A 16,243-nucleotide genomic window follows, 5' to 3' on the forward strand; every position below is an offset into this window, starting at 1 on the left:
CAACGATAGCAGGGAAGCAAGCGAATGCCGGTGTGATGGAGCCGTGTTGACATTCGCTTGCTTGTTGAATAAAGCGTGCCAACTTAATTCACGGTCACTTTTGCTTCGCCATAAATAGATGTCGCATTGGCCTGTGTGTATGCTTCAGCATAGTAGAAAGACCCGTTTTCAGCTGTGAAAGATTTTTTTATTGTTTGTGATGGATAGGCTATTGCCGAAGCAACTGTTGAATCAGGCCACCAGTTAATTTGTTTTTTGGCATACCCTTGTACATAAAATGCTGGACCTGATGAAGAGACGACCAATGTTCCAGAGGCCCCAGTAGCTTTCACTGGTGTTCCTGTGGCAGAACTAGCCCCCGGTGAAATATGCGCAATGGAAGTGCCGGAGGCATAAACAGATCCAGCAATGCTGAGAACCAACACTAAAATGAATAGTGGTAGCCCCTTAGCTTTCGTTTTACGTGCCTTATTGACAACCATCCTTCTCACCTCCTTTTAAGGGTAGTAATTTGGTAGAATCAAGTTGATAAATGGGTTTAGGAAGCATTGTGAATATTTTTTCTATTCGATTTGTAAAGATGAGATAATGTGCATTCGAAAAATCATCTTTTAAGAAATAATAAAACTGTTCTAAGTCTTCGAAGTCAAAGTGTTTCGTCGGCTGATCGAAAATGAATACTGTGCGATTTAGCGACTGTCCAAGAGAAACAAGATAAATCAGCCGTTGAAACATCGTCAATGAATCGATGGATGCATGGGAAGGGAGGCGATATTTTTTCCATAGTGCCGATTGCTGAAAAGGACGATTCAGCCATATCGAAATATCTTGCAAACGATAGTTTCTCCACAGTTGGTGGTAGTTCTCAGGAATCACGAAAAATACGGTTTTATTCGGTTTTCCTTTTGCTGCCTGTTCATTGAAATGGATTTCCCCTTCATCGATAGGATGAAAGCCGGCAAGCGCTTTGGCGACAATATCTGTGCGAATGTGATTTTTGGCTAGAATGATGGATTGGGAAGGAAGATTGACGGAACAATGATGCAAAATAAGTTGGCGATGGTGCTTGAGGGTCACATTTTTTAATTCCATCATTTGTCTCCTTCCCCCCTTTCTTGCGCTAGTTGAATCAATATGTTTTCTTTTTCTTTTATGGATAGTGCCATGTAGTGCTCCCACGTTGTTGAGTCGATGGAGGATTTTTCCGCTATCCTGTTTCCATATCCGATAGATGGAATATGTAGTTTTTCCATTAAATACAAGCCGACAAAGAGACTGATCTGTTCGTTTTCGAACAATCGGTACGGGATGGAAAACGCAGCCAACTCCTGAATATGTTTGGTTGCCGGAGTGCCATTGACGTCCAAGAACGGATCAACATAAAACGTGTAGTTTCCGTCAGCCACCGTGCTGTCGTACAGCGAAAGGTTTGTGGTGTTGATGCTTTTTGGGATGATTGAGACGCTCTTGACTTCTTTTGTGCAATAATCTGTATTTGCAAGATTCGGAAACAAGTGGCATAGCTCATTGCGGATGGAAACGAGTTGATGCTTCAATTCCATATAATTTCTTGTTGTAGTGAGAAATGGTTTATAAACAAGGAAACGAGTATGTTGCACTTGAATTTGTTTGTAAGGACCATTGATCACGGAGAGACAAGGGAGATGGTCCCCATGCCAACGGTACTTTTCCTTTCCGACAATCATGTTGACTCGTGTACATGTTTTCGTTTCCACATTGGAATGAAGCGTTCCGGATGAGTCGATATCGTAAAGCGTTGAATCCATGGACTGCGGATACCAGTTGGCTTCAAATGGCAACAACGTGACGCCCGATGTTAACGGATAAAAGGTTGAGCCGAACGTATGCCGATAATAGATCGTCATGGATGGGGCACCGTTGGTCTGCACCTGAACAACGTTTCCTTGTTGTTGAAAGGGGAAACGCTTCCCTCCGCCTTGGATGTGATCGATTTGAAATTGCTCGTTGATCGAAAAACGAACGGTGTGTTCTTTCGGATGCAGAGAGAGTGTGGCTTTGATCGGATACGTGGATTTCGGATTCACCTCGATCTCCTTGATTTTCCAATATCCATGCAACGGGATGTTCTTGGGCTGAGCCTGATGTTTGATTTGTTGATAGAGTTTGACGTCGTTTGCCAACAGAATGTCATCCAACTGGAATTTTGATTGTGCATGTTGAAGGAAAAATGTTACGAAAATAACGAGAGTCACACTAGCCGCAAGCCCCGCGAAGGATCGCCGCATGCTTCGAAAAACGCCATAAACGGCGATGGAAGAAAGAATATACGCCAATTTGATCAGCACGCGTTCTTTTTGGAAGGTTAGGCTGAATAACGGGTCAATGTAAGGCCAACGATGGTTTCCCCACAAGGAGAAGGATGGATTGCGATATTCCAAAGAAAACAGCACGATGATCCACAAAACAAACACACCAACGAGCAACATCGCTTTTTTCGAAGAATGATAGGCGTAAACAGCGCCTGTGGACAATCCGATCATCCACACCCATAGAAATGGTAGAAGAAAATGAATCAAATACAATGGAAACAGAAAAGTGAAAAGATCCCAACCCGCTGAATAGTTGATCACCACCGCACCGGCGATGATCCCGGCCAAGGCCAGTTGCCAAGCGAAAAAACAAATAAATGCGATCAAAGCTTGGCAGAAGACGATCTTTTGCGGGTTTGGCATGATGTCATTCATCGCGATCCAGTGAATTGGAGTCGAAGTGAACAACGAAACATGCAAGCGGAAGCTGAAGAGCAGCCAGACGGCCATTCCAATCGGAACCAAGTATTTCGTATATAAGATCCACTCGGCTGGATTGATGGTATGGGGATTGAGGCAAACAAACATCAAAACCCCAGAAAATACGAATATGAAACTAGCTTCTGCTTTTAAGCGGGACGCCATTCTTGAAATGAACACCCATTTCATATGGAATGCCCTCTCTGATCATCAATTTCAAATGTTTGTAAAATTCAATGGCATTATAAAAAAAAAAAAAAAGAATGTCAACCTTTTACATGGAAATTCACAGTATATTCACAAATAATAGGAAAATTGCGCTATAAACATCATGATTTTAAGCAAACGTGTGGTCGAAGATGATGGAGTAAATGCGACGGAGGCTCATGAGACACGGAGTTTGACAGAATTGGTTCAACTATAGAATTGATTCAACTACAGAATTGAATTTATACACTGCAACATTCTGCACTTTTTCTTGACAAAAACAACCACCCTGATGCCTTTGCGTTTTTTACACCATCGTTTTGGGTTTTTTCTTTCCTCCACCAAAAGCAAGCGGCAAGGCCGCCCCAAGGCAGCCTGCCGCTTTTCGTTACGCGGAATAATGTTCATTCACGATATGTGCGCAGCGCGGGCAAAGCGTTGGATGCGACGGATCGGCGCCGACTTCTTTCGTCACCGTCCAGCACCGTTCGCACGTCTCGCCTTCCGCCGGGCGGACGAGGACGGCCACATGATCGAGCCGCTCCGCCTCAACAGGCGCGGCGTCGTACGGCTCATCGGCGATCGAAAGCGCCGAAACGATGAGGAGCTGACGCAAATCTTCGCCAAGCGATGTTAATAGCTTCCGCGCCTCGTCTTTCGGGTAGACCGTGACGCTCGCGGTCAGCGATTTGCCGATCACTTTTTCATTGCGGGCATTCTCAAGCGCTTTTAAAATGTCATCACGCACGTCCATAAATGCATCCCATTTCGCAAGCAGCGCTTCTTCGCCGTCGATCGCGATCGGCTCCGGCATATCGGTGAGCTGGACGCTTTCCACGTGTTCTCTGCGATTCGGAATGTGCTCCCACACTTCATCAGCCGTATGCGGCAAAATCGGCGCGATCAACTTCGCCAATGCAACAACCGTTTCATACAATACGGTCTGCACCGCACGGCGGGCGCGCGAGTCGGCCGCTTCGATGTACAAAATGTCTTTCGCCATATCCAAGTAAAACGCGCTCAGCTCAACGGTGCAGAAATGGTTCATCTCATGATAAACCGCGGCGAAATCATAGCTGTCGTACGCTTTTTTCACCTTGATGACAAGCTTGTTCAACTTCGCCAGCATGTAGCGGTCGACTTCGCCAAGCTCCCCAATCGGCACGGCGTTTTGGTTCGGGTCAAAATCGAACAAGTTGCCGAGCATAAACCGGAACGTGTTGCGGATTTTCCGGTACACGTCCGACACTTGTTTTAAAATATGATCGGAGATGCGCACGTCCGCTTGATAGTCGACCGAAGCGACCCAAAGCCGCAAAATGTCGGCGCCGAACTGTTCCATCACTTTGGCCGGCACGACGACGTTGCCGAGCGACTTGCTCATTTTCCGCCCTTCGCCGTCCAAGACAAAGCCGTGGCTCAACACGCCTTTATACGGCGCTTTTCCAGTGACCGCAACGGCGGTGGAGAGCGATGAGTTGAACCAGCCGCGGTATTGGTCAGACCCCTCTAAGTACAAATCAGCCGGACGCGCAAGATCGTCGCGTTCGACCAACACGGCTTGGTGCGACGAACCTGAGTCAAACCAGACGTCCATAATGTCCGTTTCTTTCGTAAAGATGCCGTTCGGGCTTGACGGATGGGTGAACCCTTCCGGCAGCAAGTCTTTCGCCTCGCGCTCAAACCAGACGTTTGATCCGTATTGGCGGAACAAGTTCGACACATGCTCGATCGTCTCATCGGTGATGATCGGTTCGCCGTTTTCGCCGTAAAAGACCGGAATCGGCACGCCCCACGCCCGTTGGCGGGAAATGCACCAGTCGCCGCGGTCGCGCACCATGTTATGGATGCGGATTTCCCCCCACTCTGGAATCCATTTCGTTTCTTTGATCGCTTGAAGCAGCTCGTTCCGGATTTTATCGATCGACGCAAACCATTGCGTCGTCGCCCGGAAAATCGTCGGCTGTTTCGTCCGCCAGTCGTGCGGATACGAGTGGGTGATAAAGCCGAGCTTCAACAAGGCGCCGGCTTCCTCAAGCTTCTGTGTAATCGCCTTGTTGGCGTCTTCGTAAAACATTCCTTCAAACCCCGGCGCTTCGCTCGTCATATAGCCGCGCTCATCGACCGGGCAAAGAACCGGAAGCCCGTATTTTTGTCCGACAAGGAAGTCGTCTTCCCCATGCCCCGGCGCGGTATGGACGCAGCCCGTGCCGGCGTCGGTCGTGACGTGTTCGCCGCAGACGACGAGCGAGTCGCGGTCATAAAACGGATGTTTGGCGACGACATACTCGAGCTCTTTCCCTTTCACCGTTTTGACAACGCTCCATGCGTCCCAGCCGACTTCGTTCGCCACCGACTCGACAAGGGCGGCGGCGGCGACGTATTTTTGTCCGTTTGTTTCCACGACATGGTAGTCCAACTCCGGATGAACGGCGATCGCCAAATTCGCCGGAATCGTCCACGGCGTCGTCGTCCAAATGACGATTCGCTCATCGCCCTCAAGCACGCCTTTGCCGTCTTTCACCAGGAAGGCGACATAAATCGACGGCGAACGCTTGTCTTTATATTCGATTTCCGCTTCGGCGAGCGCCGATTCGCTTGACGGCGACCAATAGACCGGCTTCAACCCTTTGTAGATGAGCCCTTTTTTCGCCATTTCGCCAAACACTTTAATTTGTTGGGCTTCATACTCAGGCTTGAGCGTAATGTACGGGTTGTCCCAGTCGCCGCGCACGCCGAGCCGCTTGAACTGCCGGCGCTGGTTGTCGATTTGTTCATACGCGTATTGCTCGCACCGCTTGCGAAACTCGGCGACGCTCATCGATTTGCGGTCAACCCCTTGCTTCGCGAGGGCCGTTTCAATCGGCAAGCCATGCGTATCCCAGCCCGGCACGTACGGAGCGCAATAGCCGCTCATGGATTTGTAGCGGACGATGATGTCTTTTAAAATTTTGTTCAGCGCATGGCCCATATGAATATCGCCGTTGGCATACGGCGGGCCGTCATGCAGGACAAACAGCGGCCGTCCTTTCGTCCGCTCCTGCACTTTCCGGTAAATGTCCATTTCCTCCCATTTTTTTTGCATTTCCGGCTCCCGCTTCGGCAAATTGCCGCGCATCGGGAACTCGGTCTTCGGCATGAGCAGCGTTTCTTTGTAATCCATCCTTGCTCCTCCTTCGAACGATAGATTCCAAATAAAAAACCGTTCTCCCCCGGCAAGGGACGAGAACGGTCTCGCGGTACCACCCTTCTTGGCCATGCAAAAAGACGCACAGCCCACTTTTCATTCGTAACGGGAATGACGCGCCATGGCCTACTTGATGTTCGGCATGGAACTCCAGGGTGATGTTCACTCTTGCGCCGATGCCAGGCTTCCACCATCCCCGGCTCGCTGCGACCGGTCGTACAAGAGCTACTGTCCCTTTCATCGTCGATGGCTGTTTCGCGATCCATCCGGAAAAAAGCCAACCGCCTCCCACGGCGGCTGGTGCGGCGATTTTTGCCAATTATTATAACCGAAACGGCTTCGGTTCGTCAAGGATGAGACAGCGGTTCTTTCGCCCCTTCTTCCAAATCGGGCGTCTCATACTCCATCAACTCGTCCCAGTCGCGGCTGTTGATCATATCAAGCTGCGCCTCGACAAGCATGCGGAAACGGGCGCGGAACACTTTCGACTGCCGCTTCAGCTCCTCGATCTCGAGGGCGATTTTCCGCGATTTCGCCAATGCATCGCTGATGATGCGCTCGGCGTTTTTTTCCGCCTCTTTAATGATCAGCTTCGCTTCCTTTTGCGCATTCCGCTTCACTTCTTCCGCTGCTTCTTGAGCAACAAGAATCGACTTATTGAGCGTCTCTTCAATGTTCGCAAAGTAGTTCAGCTTTTCCGTCAGTTCGGCTACTTTTTCTTCCAGCTGCTTTTTTTCACGGATGAGCATTTCATAGTCTTTAATGACTTGATCGAGAAACTCGTTCACTTCGTCTTCATCGTACCCGCGAAACCCGCGGCTGAATTCCTTGTTGTGAATATCTAATGGCGTCAACGGCACAACGGCCACCTCCGTCTCCATCATTCCTTTTCTTCACTTTATTCGACACGGTTTGCCGATTTCCTGCCGCGTTTGTTTATTTTTGTCGGCCGATCCGGACGAGCCAGCGCTCTTTTTTCGTCGGCCCTTCCACCGAAAACAGCTTGCAGCGGCCAAAGCCCCGCGCCGACAGCACATCACCCGGTCCGCAGAGAAAATCAGGCTTGTCCACCACCTTCCAGTTGACTTTGACAAGCCCGCTTTCAACAAGCGCACGCGCTTTCTCGCGCGCAAGGCGAAATGCCTGAGCGAGCACAGCATCGAGCCTTAGAGAAGAAACCGTGACCGTTCCTTCCTCCCACGTTTCGGCAAGCGGCATGGCTGCCGACAACGGCAACGGCTCAAGCGCAACCGGAGCTTTGCCGATCGTTTCGACATGCAGGCGGACGTAGTCGGCGACTTCAGCGGCGGCGAAAAATTGAATCTCTTCATCTTGAACGAGAATATCGCCAAACTTGCCGCGCCGCAAGCCAAGCGACATCAGCGCCCCCAACACGTCGCGATGTTCAAGGGAAACGAATTTCGCCGGATAGCGGACGGCAAACAGAGCGATGCGATAATCACTTTCCTCCGGCTCGATATACGGCGGAGCGAGAAACGCCCGCTTCCGCTCGACAAACGGGGCGCCGCCGAAAAAGAACGCGCGCACATCTTCCGCGCCGCCGACGATGCTTTGCACGATTTGCTGCTCACGCGGATCGAGAAAATCGGTCAGCTTCGGAACGTACTGACGGCTCACCATCTCCTTCCACTCGAGCACTTGATCAATGAACGGATGTTCCTCTTTGCGAAAATGCTGATACAGCTCCACTCGACGTCACCTTGCTTTCATGGAAGAAAGGAACCCGCAACGGATTCCTTTCTGCGAGTTCCGCCCTTCCGCTTTTTTGTCTGCCGGAACGGAGAGCGGCAGCGCCGTGCGCGCAAAACGAAGCTAAAACTGCGACTGAAGAATGTCGAACAAGGCGTGAAGCCCTCTCGTCGCGAATTCAAGAACGATAAACGCGACGATTGGGGAGACGTCAATGATGCCAAGCGGCGGAATGACGCGCCGAAACGGCTCCAAATACGGCTCGCAAATGGCGGCAAGCATTTGTCCGAACCGTGTTTCGCGCGCATTGGGAAACCACGACATTAAAATATAAATGATCAGTGCATACGAGTACACTTGAATCAATGTCGTCAAAAACGTGAGTACATAATCCAACGGCTACCACCTCTTCATCGGTCTGTCATCCTCGCCGTCGAGCGAAATCGAGCCGCTGACGTCGACGTTTTCCGGGGTGCATAAAAAAATTTTTGTGCCGACTTGCTGAATGTCGCCGCCAATGGCGTACACCGTGCCGCTTAAAAAGTCGACGATCCGCTTCGCCTGCTCATGCTGAATGCGCTGCAAATTGACGATGACCGCGCGCCGGCTTTTCAAATGGTCGGCGATCTCCTGCGCCTCCGCATACACCCGCGGCTCAGCAAGCACAACTTTCGCCGATTTTTGCACGCTTTGCAGACTTACGACGTTCGCCTTGCCTGCCGTCTTCGGCGGCGCCTCCTCTTCCGGCTGCGGCGCTTCATATTCTTCCTCATAGTCTTCGTAGTCTTCTTCTAAAAAATAATCGCGGAATTTTTTCATCAATCCCATCCCGTTTCACCTCCTACAATGATCCGACAAGCGCGCTGCCGATGCGCACAAACGTCGCTCCTTCCTCGATGGCGATCGTGTAGTCGTTTGACATGCCCATTGATAGTTCGGTGCATGGCGCATGGGCCATTCCCAACGCCTGAACACGTTCCTTCAGCATCCGCAATTGACGAAAGCAAGCGCGCAATATCGCTTCGTCGTCGGTGTGCGGCGCCATCGTCATCAATCCGACGACTTCGATGCGCGAAAAGGCGCGAAGTTGTTCAATAAACGGAACCGTTTCTTCGGGGGCGAGCCCGTGTTTGGTCGCCTCTCCTGAGACGTTCACCTGCACAAAACATTTCACCCGCCGCGCCGCCCGCTTTTCGATTTCTTTCGCGAGCGACAAGCGGTCGAGCGAATGAATGTAATCGACTTTATCAATGATGTCTTTGACTTTGCGCGACTGAAGCGTGCCAATGAAATGCCACGTCGCTTGATTTCCGATCCGTTCATGCTTTTCAATCAATTGGTCAGAGCGGTTTTCGCCGAGATCGGCAATGCCGGCGTCAAGCACCTCGAGCGCCTGCTTTGCATCCACATATTTGGTGACCGCCACGATGCGCACGCCGGCCGGATCGCGGCCGACGCGAGCGCAGGCCGCCTCGATTTCTCGGCGAATGGCCGCCAAGTTGTCGCGCACCGTCATGTCCATTCCTCCCTTCGGCCAATGAACGCCAACATCCTTCCGGTCGTTCCGCGGTCGCGGCGGTGGGAAAAAAACAACGCTTCCTCACAGCTTGTACAGCGTTCCGACACATAAATATGGCTGTTCGGAACGCCAGCCGCGAGCAACTGAAGCCGGTTGGCTTCCTTTAAGTCAAGCGCATATTGCCCTGGGCTTGTTTCCCGCCATGGCAACGGGCTTTCCGGAGGAAGCGTCGGGCGCAAGCCATCGATCACCCGGTCATCGACCGTGTAACAGCACGGGCCAATGGCCGGTCCAATCGCCACATAGATGTCAGACGGAGCAATTTGTTCGCGCTCCTGCCAAATCTGCACCATATTGCGGGCAATGCCGCCCGCCGCCCCCCGCCAGCCGGCGTGGGCAAGACCGACCACATCGGCTGATGGCGCGATAAAATAGACAGGCACGCAGTCAGCAAAACAAAGCGCGAGCAACATCCCCGCCTCGTCCGTATACAGCCCGTCGACCCCCGGAACCGCCGTGGCGAAATCCTGCGCTCCGCTCCCCCGGTCGTTTTTCGTCACCTTTCGAATGTCGGCGCCGTGCACTTGTTGGCAACATACCCATCGTTCAAGCGGGAATGAGAGCCAGTGTGCCAAGCGCCGGCGGTTGTTGACGACATCCGTGCGGGCATCGCCGACATGCAGCCCCATATTGAGCGAGGCGAACGGCCCTTTGCTCTCCCCGCCGTGTTTCGTCGTCAATCCAGCGACGGCTCCAACAAACGGAGGCGCCCAGCAGCGGAGCCAGCCGCGGGCTTCCTGTTGAAAAATGTCCGACATTCGCGTCAACCTCACGCTGCTTTTTGTAGTTTTTTATCACTTTTTTTCCTATTTTATCATAGTTTGTTTGTCCATGATAACCTTTATTTGCGATTTTGTCGAAACATTGCTGTCAACCCTGGGCCATCTTCGGGATTCAATCCGTATCATGAAGGCGGACTAAAATCACATCGGCTCCGATTTTGACGATGTTCTGCCATGGAATGACGACCGCCTCTTCGCGGCCGAACAGCCCGAGCATCTTTCCGGCGCCTAAAATAATGAGTGAGCGGATTTTTCCAGTATCTAAATCAATATCAATGTCCCCAATATTGCCAAGCTTTTTCCCATTGGCTACATTGACGACATCTTTCGTCTGAAATTCAGAAATTCTCATCACGGTTTTTCTCCCCGCCTTTCCTCTCCCTCTTTTTCATCTATATGACGACGAATGAGCAGTTATGTGCCAAAGAAAAAGGCTGCGTCCGCAACCTGTCACACTTGGATGTTTTTATTCATTTGCCGGATCGCCGCTTTTTCGAGCCTGGACACTTGCGCTTGGGAAATGCCGATTTCCTCGGCCACTTCCATTTGCGTCTTTCCTTGGAAAAAACGTTTGCGGATAATCATTTTTTCCCGCTCATTCAACCGCCGAAGCCCTTCCTTCAAGGCGATTTCTTCGATCCATTGGCTGTCGCGGTTGCGCTCATCGCTCAGCTGGTCCATCACATAAATCGGATCGCCGCCGTCGTTGTAAATCGGCTCAAACAATGAAACAGGATCTTGAATGGCATCGAGGGCAAAAACCACTTCCTCATGGGCGACGCCGAGTTCTTTGGCAATTTCCTCGGTTGACGGTTCTTTCGCCGTCTCGCTCATGAGCCGCTCTCGCACTTGCAGCGCTTTGTAGGCGATGTCGCGCAGCGAGCGCGAAACGCGGATCGGGTTGTTGTCGCGCAAATAGCGGCGGATTTCGCCGATGATCATCGGCACTGCGTAAGTGGAAAACTTCACGTTTTGATTGAGGTCAAAATTATCAATCGATTTCATAAGTCCGATGCAGCCGACTTGAAACAAATCATCGACAAATTCGCCTCGGTTGTTGAAGCGCTGAATGACGCTCAACACGAGGCGCAAGTTGCCGTTTACTAATTTCTCTCTCGCCTCCAAATCCCCTTCATGCATCCGTCGAAACAGTTCACGCATTTCCTCATTTTTGAGGACGGGAAGCTTCGAAGTGTCTACGCCGCAAATCTCGACTTTGTTCCTCGTCAAGTTGTTCCCTCCCATCAGGAGATGCTAAGTCGTCAGTTTTCAGTATCTCCTTGGAAGGGAAAAATATGCACAGCCTGTCCGACGCGGAAAAAGCGGCGGAATTTCGCTCCCGCCGCCCGCTACATCATTTTATTGAATTCTTTGCGCAACCGTTTAATGATCCGCTTCTCCAGACGCGATATGTACGACTGCGAAATGCCGAGCAAATCAGCGACGTCTTTTTGCGTCTTTTCTTCGCCGCCGGAGAGGCCAAAACGCAATTCCATAATTTGCTTCTCGCGGTCGCTCAGCTGGCGCAAGGCGTTTAAGAGCAAGCGCCGGTCGACATCCGCCTCCAAATCTTTCGTAATCACGTCGTCTTCCGTTCCCAACACGTCGGAAAGCAACAGCTCGTTGCCATCCCAATCGATATTGAGCGGTTCATCAAATGACACTTCCGCCCGCACTTTGTTGTTGCGGCGCAAATACATTAAAATTTCGTTTTCAATGCAGCGCGACGCGTATGTCGCCAGCTTGATCTTCTTCTCGGGGTTGAACGTGTTGACCGCCTTAATGAGGCCGATCGTTCCAATGCTGATCAAATCTTCAATGTGAATGCCGGTGTTTTCAAACTTGCGCGCAATGTAGACGACAAGACGCAAATTGCGTTCGATCAAAAGCGATCTCGCCGTGTCGTCGCCGGCGGCGAGCCTGGCGATCAGCTGCTCCTCTTCTTCTTTTGTCAGCGGCGGCGGAAGCGCTTCGCTGCCTCCGATATAATAAATTTCATCGGCCTTCAAGCCGAGCTTGGCCAAAAACTTATACAGCCAGTACATGAAACGAAGTTTCCACTTTTTCATGAAAATCCCCCTTCTAAACGGATCAAAAGCGAGTATGATATACTAACAACACCTACGAAGCGGTCAGCTTTCTTCCCGCCTGCACCATTTTCGGATGAACGATGCAGTCGTACTCCCCATCCGTCGAAAGCGGATCAGCGCTTAGCGCCATAAGCCCTTGCGCTACTTCCAACCATTCGTTTTCATACCGAAGCATAATGCGGTCTGGCTTGACCGCCGCCATTATTTGTGGACCGCTGCCGACCGCGCGGTACGGAATGAGACGGAGGCGATGGACCCACCGCTCCGGCGGGGAAGCCAGCATCATGGGAGCGCTGAGGCAACCCAATAGCTCTTCAGGAAGCACTGCCTTCGCTTTTTCCTGTTCGACTACCATCACCGGCGTTTTTGTCAACGGATCGACGAGCTGGTTGCCGCTGTCAATCAAGCCGCGCAGCATAAGCGGCCGCCCGTCCCATACGATCTTGACCTCAATGATATGTTCAAACCGCAGTTTTTTTTCGCGAATCGCCTCCACCCTTCGGCGGGAAAAAAGCCATAAAACCGGAAACCCGATGACAACAAACAGCCAGCTGACCGGATCGCCCGCCCCGGGATGATGCATGAGAAGCATTCCTTGGCGAACGGACAGTTGGTGCGCGAAAAAATCATGAACCGCCAGCATGCCGCCGCCGACGGCGAACGTGGCAAAGTAAAACGCCAGCATATTTTCAAGCAAATAGCGCGGGCGCTTAAAGCCGAAGGCGGCCCACACGATCAATACGGAAACGGCTGCTTTTATCAACGGGTGCTGGACGATGGCGGAAAACGGGGTAAACAGCAACACAACGAGCAGCGAACCGATCAACGCTCCGGCCAACAGGCGCCACCAGACGATCGGCCGCTTGAGCATGAGCGCCGTCAGCCAAAGAAGCAACGCGTCAAAACAGACATTCAACAGCCAAATGACATCGAGATAGACGACCAACCGTCAAGCCCCTCCCCCGCCCACATCGGTTTTGTCTGAAACAAGTATATAGCATCTCTTCGGGGAAAGTCTGTCAATCGGTGGCGGTGAAAAAAGGGATGTTTTGTCAAAACAGGGGGAACCACGGCGGATCAAATCGGCCGGCACGAAAGCCTAACCTGCCTTCTCTTCTTCGCTCTTGTGCGGCAAGAGAACGGATGGCCAACGCGAGAGAATATTTGATTCTAATATGCTATGAAAAAGCGGGGATGTCCCCAAAGGTCATCGAATATATCACTTTCACCAAAGCGCTTCGTGTACGTCCGTGCATGTTCTTGTGATGAAGAAAGGGTGTCCCGTTGCTTTTGGGACACCCTCGTTTCGCCATCTAGCGGCGGCGGTTGCGGTTGCGCAAGAAAGCGGGAATGTCAAGCGGATCTTCTGCTTGCCCCGAGCGGAGCGCCGCATAGTCTTGCATCGGCTCCTCGCGCTTTTCCCGCTTTGGCGCCGGCGCCGCTTTCGGCACGGTGCCGATGCGCGGCGGCCGCGGCTGCGAAGCGACGTTTTCGTTGAATCCAGTTGCAATGACCGTCACGATGATCTCATCCTTTAAGTTCTCATTAATAACGGAGCCGAAGATCATGTTCACTTCCTGGTCGGCCGCCGAAGCGACGATGTCGGCAGCCTCCTGCACTTCATACAAACTTAAGTTCACGCCGCCGGTGATATTCATGAGCACCCCTTGGGCGCCGTCGATCGACGTCTCCAACAGCGGGCTGGAAATGGCTTTTTTTGCTGCCTCCGCTGCTCGGTTTTCGCCGCTGGCGATGCCAATCCCCATCAATGCTGAGCCTTTATTCGACATGATCGTCTTCACATCAGCGAAGTCAAGGTTGATCAATCCCGGCACGGCGATCAAATCAGAAATGCCTTGCACCCCTTGGCGCAGCACATTGTCCGCTTCGCGGAACGCCTCAAGCATCGGCGTATTTTTGTCGACAATCTCAAGCAACCGGTCGTTCGGAATGACGATCAGCGTATCGACCGCCTCTTTCATGGCGGCGATGCCGCTTGCGGCCTGCGTCGCCCGCTTCCGCCCCTCAAACGTAAACGGGCGCGTAACAACGCCGACCGTAAGCGCCCCTAACTCGCGCGCAATTTGGGCGATGACCGGGGCAGCGCCAGTTCCCGTGCCACCGCCCATGCCAGCGGTGACAAACACCATATCAGCGCCGCGAAGCGCTTCTTCAATTTGCTCTTTGCTCTCCTCAGCTGCTTTTTTTCCAACTTCCGGGTTCGCCCCCGCGCCCAAGCCGCGTGTCAGCTTCGCCCCGATTTGCAGCTTGATCGGCGCTTTCGACAAGTTGAGCGCCTGTGCATCCGTATTGACCGCAATAAACTCTACACCTTGCACCCCATGCTCAATCATCCGATTGACGGCGTTGTTGCCGCCGCCCCCGACTCCAATCACCTTGATCGTTGCCAACTGATCGACTGTTGTCTCAAACTCCAACATGGCCAAATCCTCCTAAAATTTCAATCTCTATTCAAAGAAAGAACCGAAAAATTTCTTGACCTTCTTCCCAAAATGGTCTTCTTTCTTTTTAGGTTTCGGCTGCTGTTTTTGCGAGGGGCGCTCGACCGGCTCCACCGCAGCGGCAGCCGGGATCGTTTTCCCTTGCAGCTGCGCCTGCCGGTAGGCGAACTTGAGCAAACCAACGGCGATCGTATACTGCGGGTCGCGCACACCGATATAATCCGGCATGGCAATGCGGACGCTCGTCCCGAAAACGACGTGGGCCAGCTCAAGCAACCCTGGCATATTGGCGACGCCGCCGGTCAGCACATAGCCGCCGGGAAGATCGCGAAACCCGAGACGACGCACTTCCTGCTGAACCATTTGCAAAATTTCTTCCAGCCTCGCCTCAATAATATCGGCGATCTCCAGCTGGCTGAACTGCTGATGTTGATCGGTGCCCATGATCGGCACGCTGAACACTTCTTCCTCCGAAGCGTAGTCGTAAAATGCATGTCCGTGCTTCAGTTTAATTTTTTCGGCATCGTCCGTTGTCGTCCGCAATCCGATGGCCAAGTCTTTCGTAATGTGCTCCCCGCCGACCGGAAGCGAAGAGACAGCTTGCAACGTCCCTTGCTCAAAGACAGCGACCGTTGTCGAGCCGCCTCCCAGGTCAACGAGCGCCGCCCCCAAATGCCGTTCGTCATCGGACAGCGCGAGCGAACCGGCCGCCAGCGGCTGAAGACAAATGTCGCTAATTTCCAAGCCTGCCCGCTCCACACAGCGAAGAAGATTATGTAATATCGTCTTCGCACCAGTCACCATAGTGCCTTCCATTTCCAAGCGGACGCCGAGCATGCCGCGCGGATCATGAATGCCGTCCAACCCGTCGACAATAAACTGGCGCGGAACGACACCGATGATTTCTCGATCGGGAGGGATGGAGACGACTTGCGCGGCATCGATGACGCGGGCGACATCTTCATCGCTGATTTCCCGGTTTTCGCTCGCGACGGCGACAATGCCGTGGCAGTCATGGAGCTGAATATGGCTGCCGGCCACCCCGACGATCACACGGCGGATCGATAAACCGACCATCCGCTCCGCTTGCTCGACGGCTCGTCTGATCGACTGCACCGTTTTATCTATATCAACAATCGCCCCTTTTTTGAGCCCTTCCGCTTTGACATTGCCCACCCCGATAATGTTGATGGAGCTGCCTAGCATTTCCCCGATGATGACTTTCACGCTCGATGTCCCGACATCCAGGCTAACGACGATCTCATTGCTGCTCATTTTTTGGCATCTGCCTACTAAAAACGCGCCGGTGTCGGCCGGCGTTTCAGTAAGCAGCGACACCTCCTTTTTCGGCTGAAATTTCCCATCTCTTTGTCTATTGGTCTATGTCTAGTTTGCGAGTTTCGCAACCAAATTTTGTTTTACCCCATATAATTCAACACGCGAAAACACTTTCCC

At 52.2% G+C, this 16,243-nt stretch carries 16 protein-coding genes and 1 other annotated feature; all 16 genes read right to left on the bottom strand.

Translation table 11 applies throughout. The features are described 5' to 3' along the window. Window positions 1-83 precede the first annotated feature (83 nt). The 16 genes from LG52_RS09965 to ftsA all read right to left on the bottom strand — a co-directional run bounded on the left by LG52_RS09965 (window position 84) and on the right by ftsA (window position 16,063). On the bottom strand, window positions 84-482 hold the full coding sequence (locus LG52_RS09965; RefSeq protein ID WP_044730903.1) for a hypothetical protein: 399 nt from the start codon (window positions 480-482) through the stop codon (window positions 84-86). Beyond that, entirely contained in the window at window positions 469-1,095 is a 627-nt protein-coding gene (locus tag LG52_RS09970) for a hypothetical protein (protein ID WP_044731797.1), read from the bottom strand. Before LG52_RS09970 ends, LG52_RS09965 begins: the two co-directional genes overlap by 14 nt. Then, the gene (locus LG52_RS09975) at window positions 1,092-2,960 is read right to left on the bottom strand and encodes a hypothetical protein (RefSeq protein WP_044731798.1); all 1,869 of its coding nucleotides are present in this window, start codon (window positions 2,958-2,960) and stop codon (window positions 1,092-1,094) included. The genes LG52_RS09970 and LG52_RS09975 overlap by 4 nt, the downstream gene beginning before the upstream one ends. Window positions 2,961-3,366: 406 nt before the next feature. After that, window positions 3,367-6,141, bottom strand: coding sequence for an isoleucine--tRNA ligase (gene ileS, locus LG52_RS09980; protein WP_044731799.1), 2,775 nt, complete (start codon window positions 6,139-6,141; stop codon window positions 3,367-3,369). A 52-nt stretch (window positions 6,142-6,193) separates the two neighbouring features. Then, window positions 6,194-6,415: a binding site (T-box leader), on the bottom strand. A 97-nt stretch (window positions 6,416-6,512) separates the two neighbouring features. Continuing rightward, entirely contained in the window at window positions 6,513-7,025 is a 513-nt protein-coding gene (locus tag LG52_RS09985; protein ID WP_156133417.1) for a DivIVA domain-containing protein, read from the bottom strand. Between the two features lie 76 nt (window positions 7,026-7,101). Continuing rightward, window positions 7,102-7,875: an RNA-binding protein gene (locus LG52_RS09990; RefSeq protein ID WP_044731801.1), complete on the bottom strand. Its 774-nt coding sequence runs from the start codon at window positions 7,873-7,875 to the stop codon at window positions 7,102-7,104. A 123-nt stretch (window positions 7,876-7,998) separates the two neighbouring features. Continuing rightward, window positions 7,999-8,271, bottom strand: a complete 273-nt coding sequence (locus tag LG52_RS09995; RefSeq protein WP_044731802.1) for a YggT family protein — start codon at window positions 8,269-8,271, stop codon at window positions 7,999-8,001. 3 nt (window positions 8,272-8,274) lie between these two features. Further along, window positions 8,275-8,703, bottom strand: coding sequence for a cell division protein SepF (locus tag LG52_RS10000; protein WP_044731803.1), 429 nt, complete (start codon window positions 8,701-8,703; stop codon window positions 8,275-8,277). 13 nt (window positions 8,704-8,716) lie between these two features. Beyond that, window positions 8,717-9,391 (bottom strand): YggS family pyridoxal phosphate-dependent enzyme, encoded by a 675-nt coding sequence (locus tag LG52_RS10005; RefSeq protein WP_044731804.1) that lies wholly within the window; start codon window positions 9,389-9,391, stop codon window positions 8,717-8,719. Next, the gene (gene pgeF / locus LG52_RS10010; RefSeq protein WP_044733203.1) at window positions 9,388-10,212 is read right to left on the bottom strand and encodes a peptidoglycan editing factor PgeF; all 825 of its coding nucleotides are present in this window, start codon (window positions 10,210-10,212) and stop codon (window positions 9,388-9,390) included. The genes LG52_RS10005 and pgeF overlap by 4 nt, the downstream gene beginning before the upstream one ends. Window positions 10,213-10,348: 136 nt before the next feature. Further along, window positions 10,349-10,591, bottom strand: a complete 243-nt coding sequence (locus LG52_RS10015) for a YlmC/YmxH family sporulation protein (RefSeq protein ID WP_013145837.1) — start codon at window positions 10,589-10,591, stop codon at window positions 10,349-10,351. Between the two features lie 95 nt (window positions 10,592-10,686). Next, window positions 10,687-11,466, bottom strand: a complete 780-nt coding sequence (gene sigG, locus LG52_RS10020) for an RNA polymerase sporulation sigma factor SigG (RefSeq protein ID WP_011230628.1) — start codon at window positions 11,464-11,466, stop codon at window positions 10,687-10,689. Window positions 11,467-11,585: 119 nt separating this feature from the next. Further along, window positions 11,586-12,305 carry an RNA polymerase sporulation sigma factor SigE gene (sigE, locus tag LG52_RS10025; protein ID WP_013145838.1) on the bottom strand — a complete coding sequence of 240 codons (720 nt, stop codon included), beginning with the start codon at window positions 12,303-12,305 and terminating at the stop codon, window positions 11,586-11,588. A 52-nt stretch (window positions 12,306-12,357) separates the two neighbouring features. After that, window positions 12,358-13,272 carry a sigma-E processing peptidase SpoIIGA gene (spoIIGA, locus tag LG52_RS10030; RefSeq protein ID WP_044731805.1) on the bottom strand — a complete coding sequence of 305 codons (915 nt, stop codon included), beginning with the start codon at window positions 13,270-13,272 and terminating at the stop codon, window positions 12,358-12,360. A gap of 367 nt (window positions 13,273-13,639) precedes the next feature. Then, on the bottom strand, window positions 13,640-14,767 hold the full coding sequence (ftsZ, locus tag LG52_RS10035; protein ID WP_044731806.1) for a cell division protein FtsZ: 1,128 nt from the start codon (window positions 14,765-14,767) through the stop codon (window positions 13,640-13,642). A 27-nt stretch (window positions 14,768-14,794) separates the two neighbouring features. Then, entirely contained in the window at window positions 14,795-16,063 is a 1,269-nt protein-coding gene (gene ftsA, locus LG52_RS10040) for a cell division protein FtsA (RefSeq protein ID WP_044733204.1), read from the bottom strand. Window positions 16,064-16,243 lie beyond the last annotated feature (180 nt).

The organism is Geobacillus kaustophilus (genome assembly GCF_000948285.1).
Classification (GTDB): Bacteria; Bacillota; Bacilli; order Bacillales; family Anoxybacillaceae; genus Geobacillus; species Geobacillus thermoleovorans_A.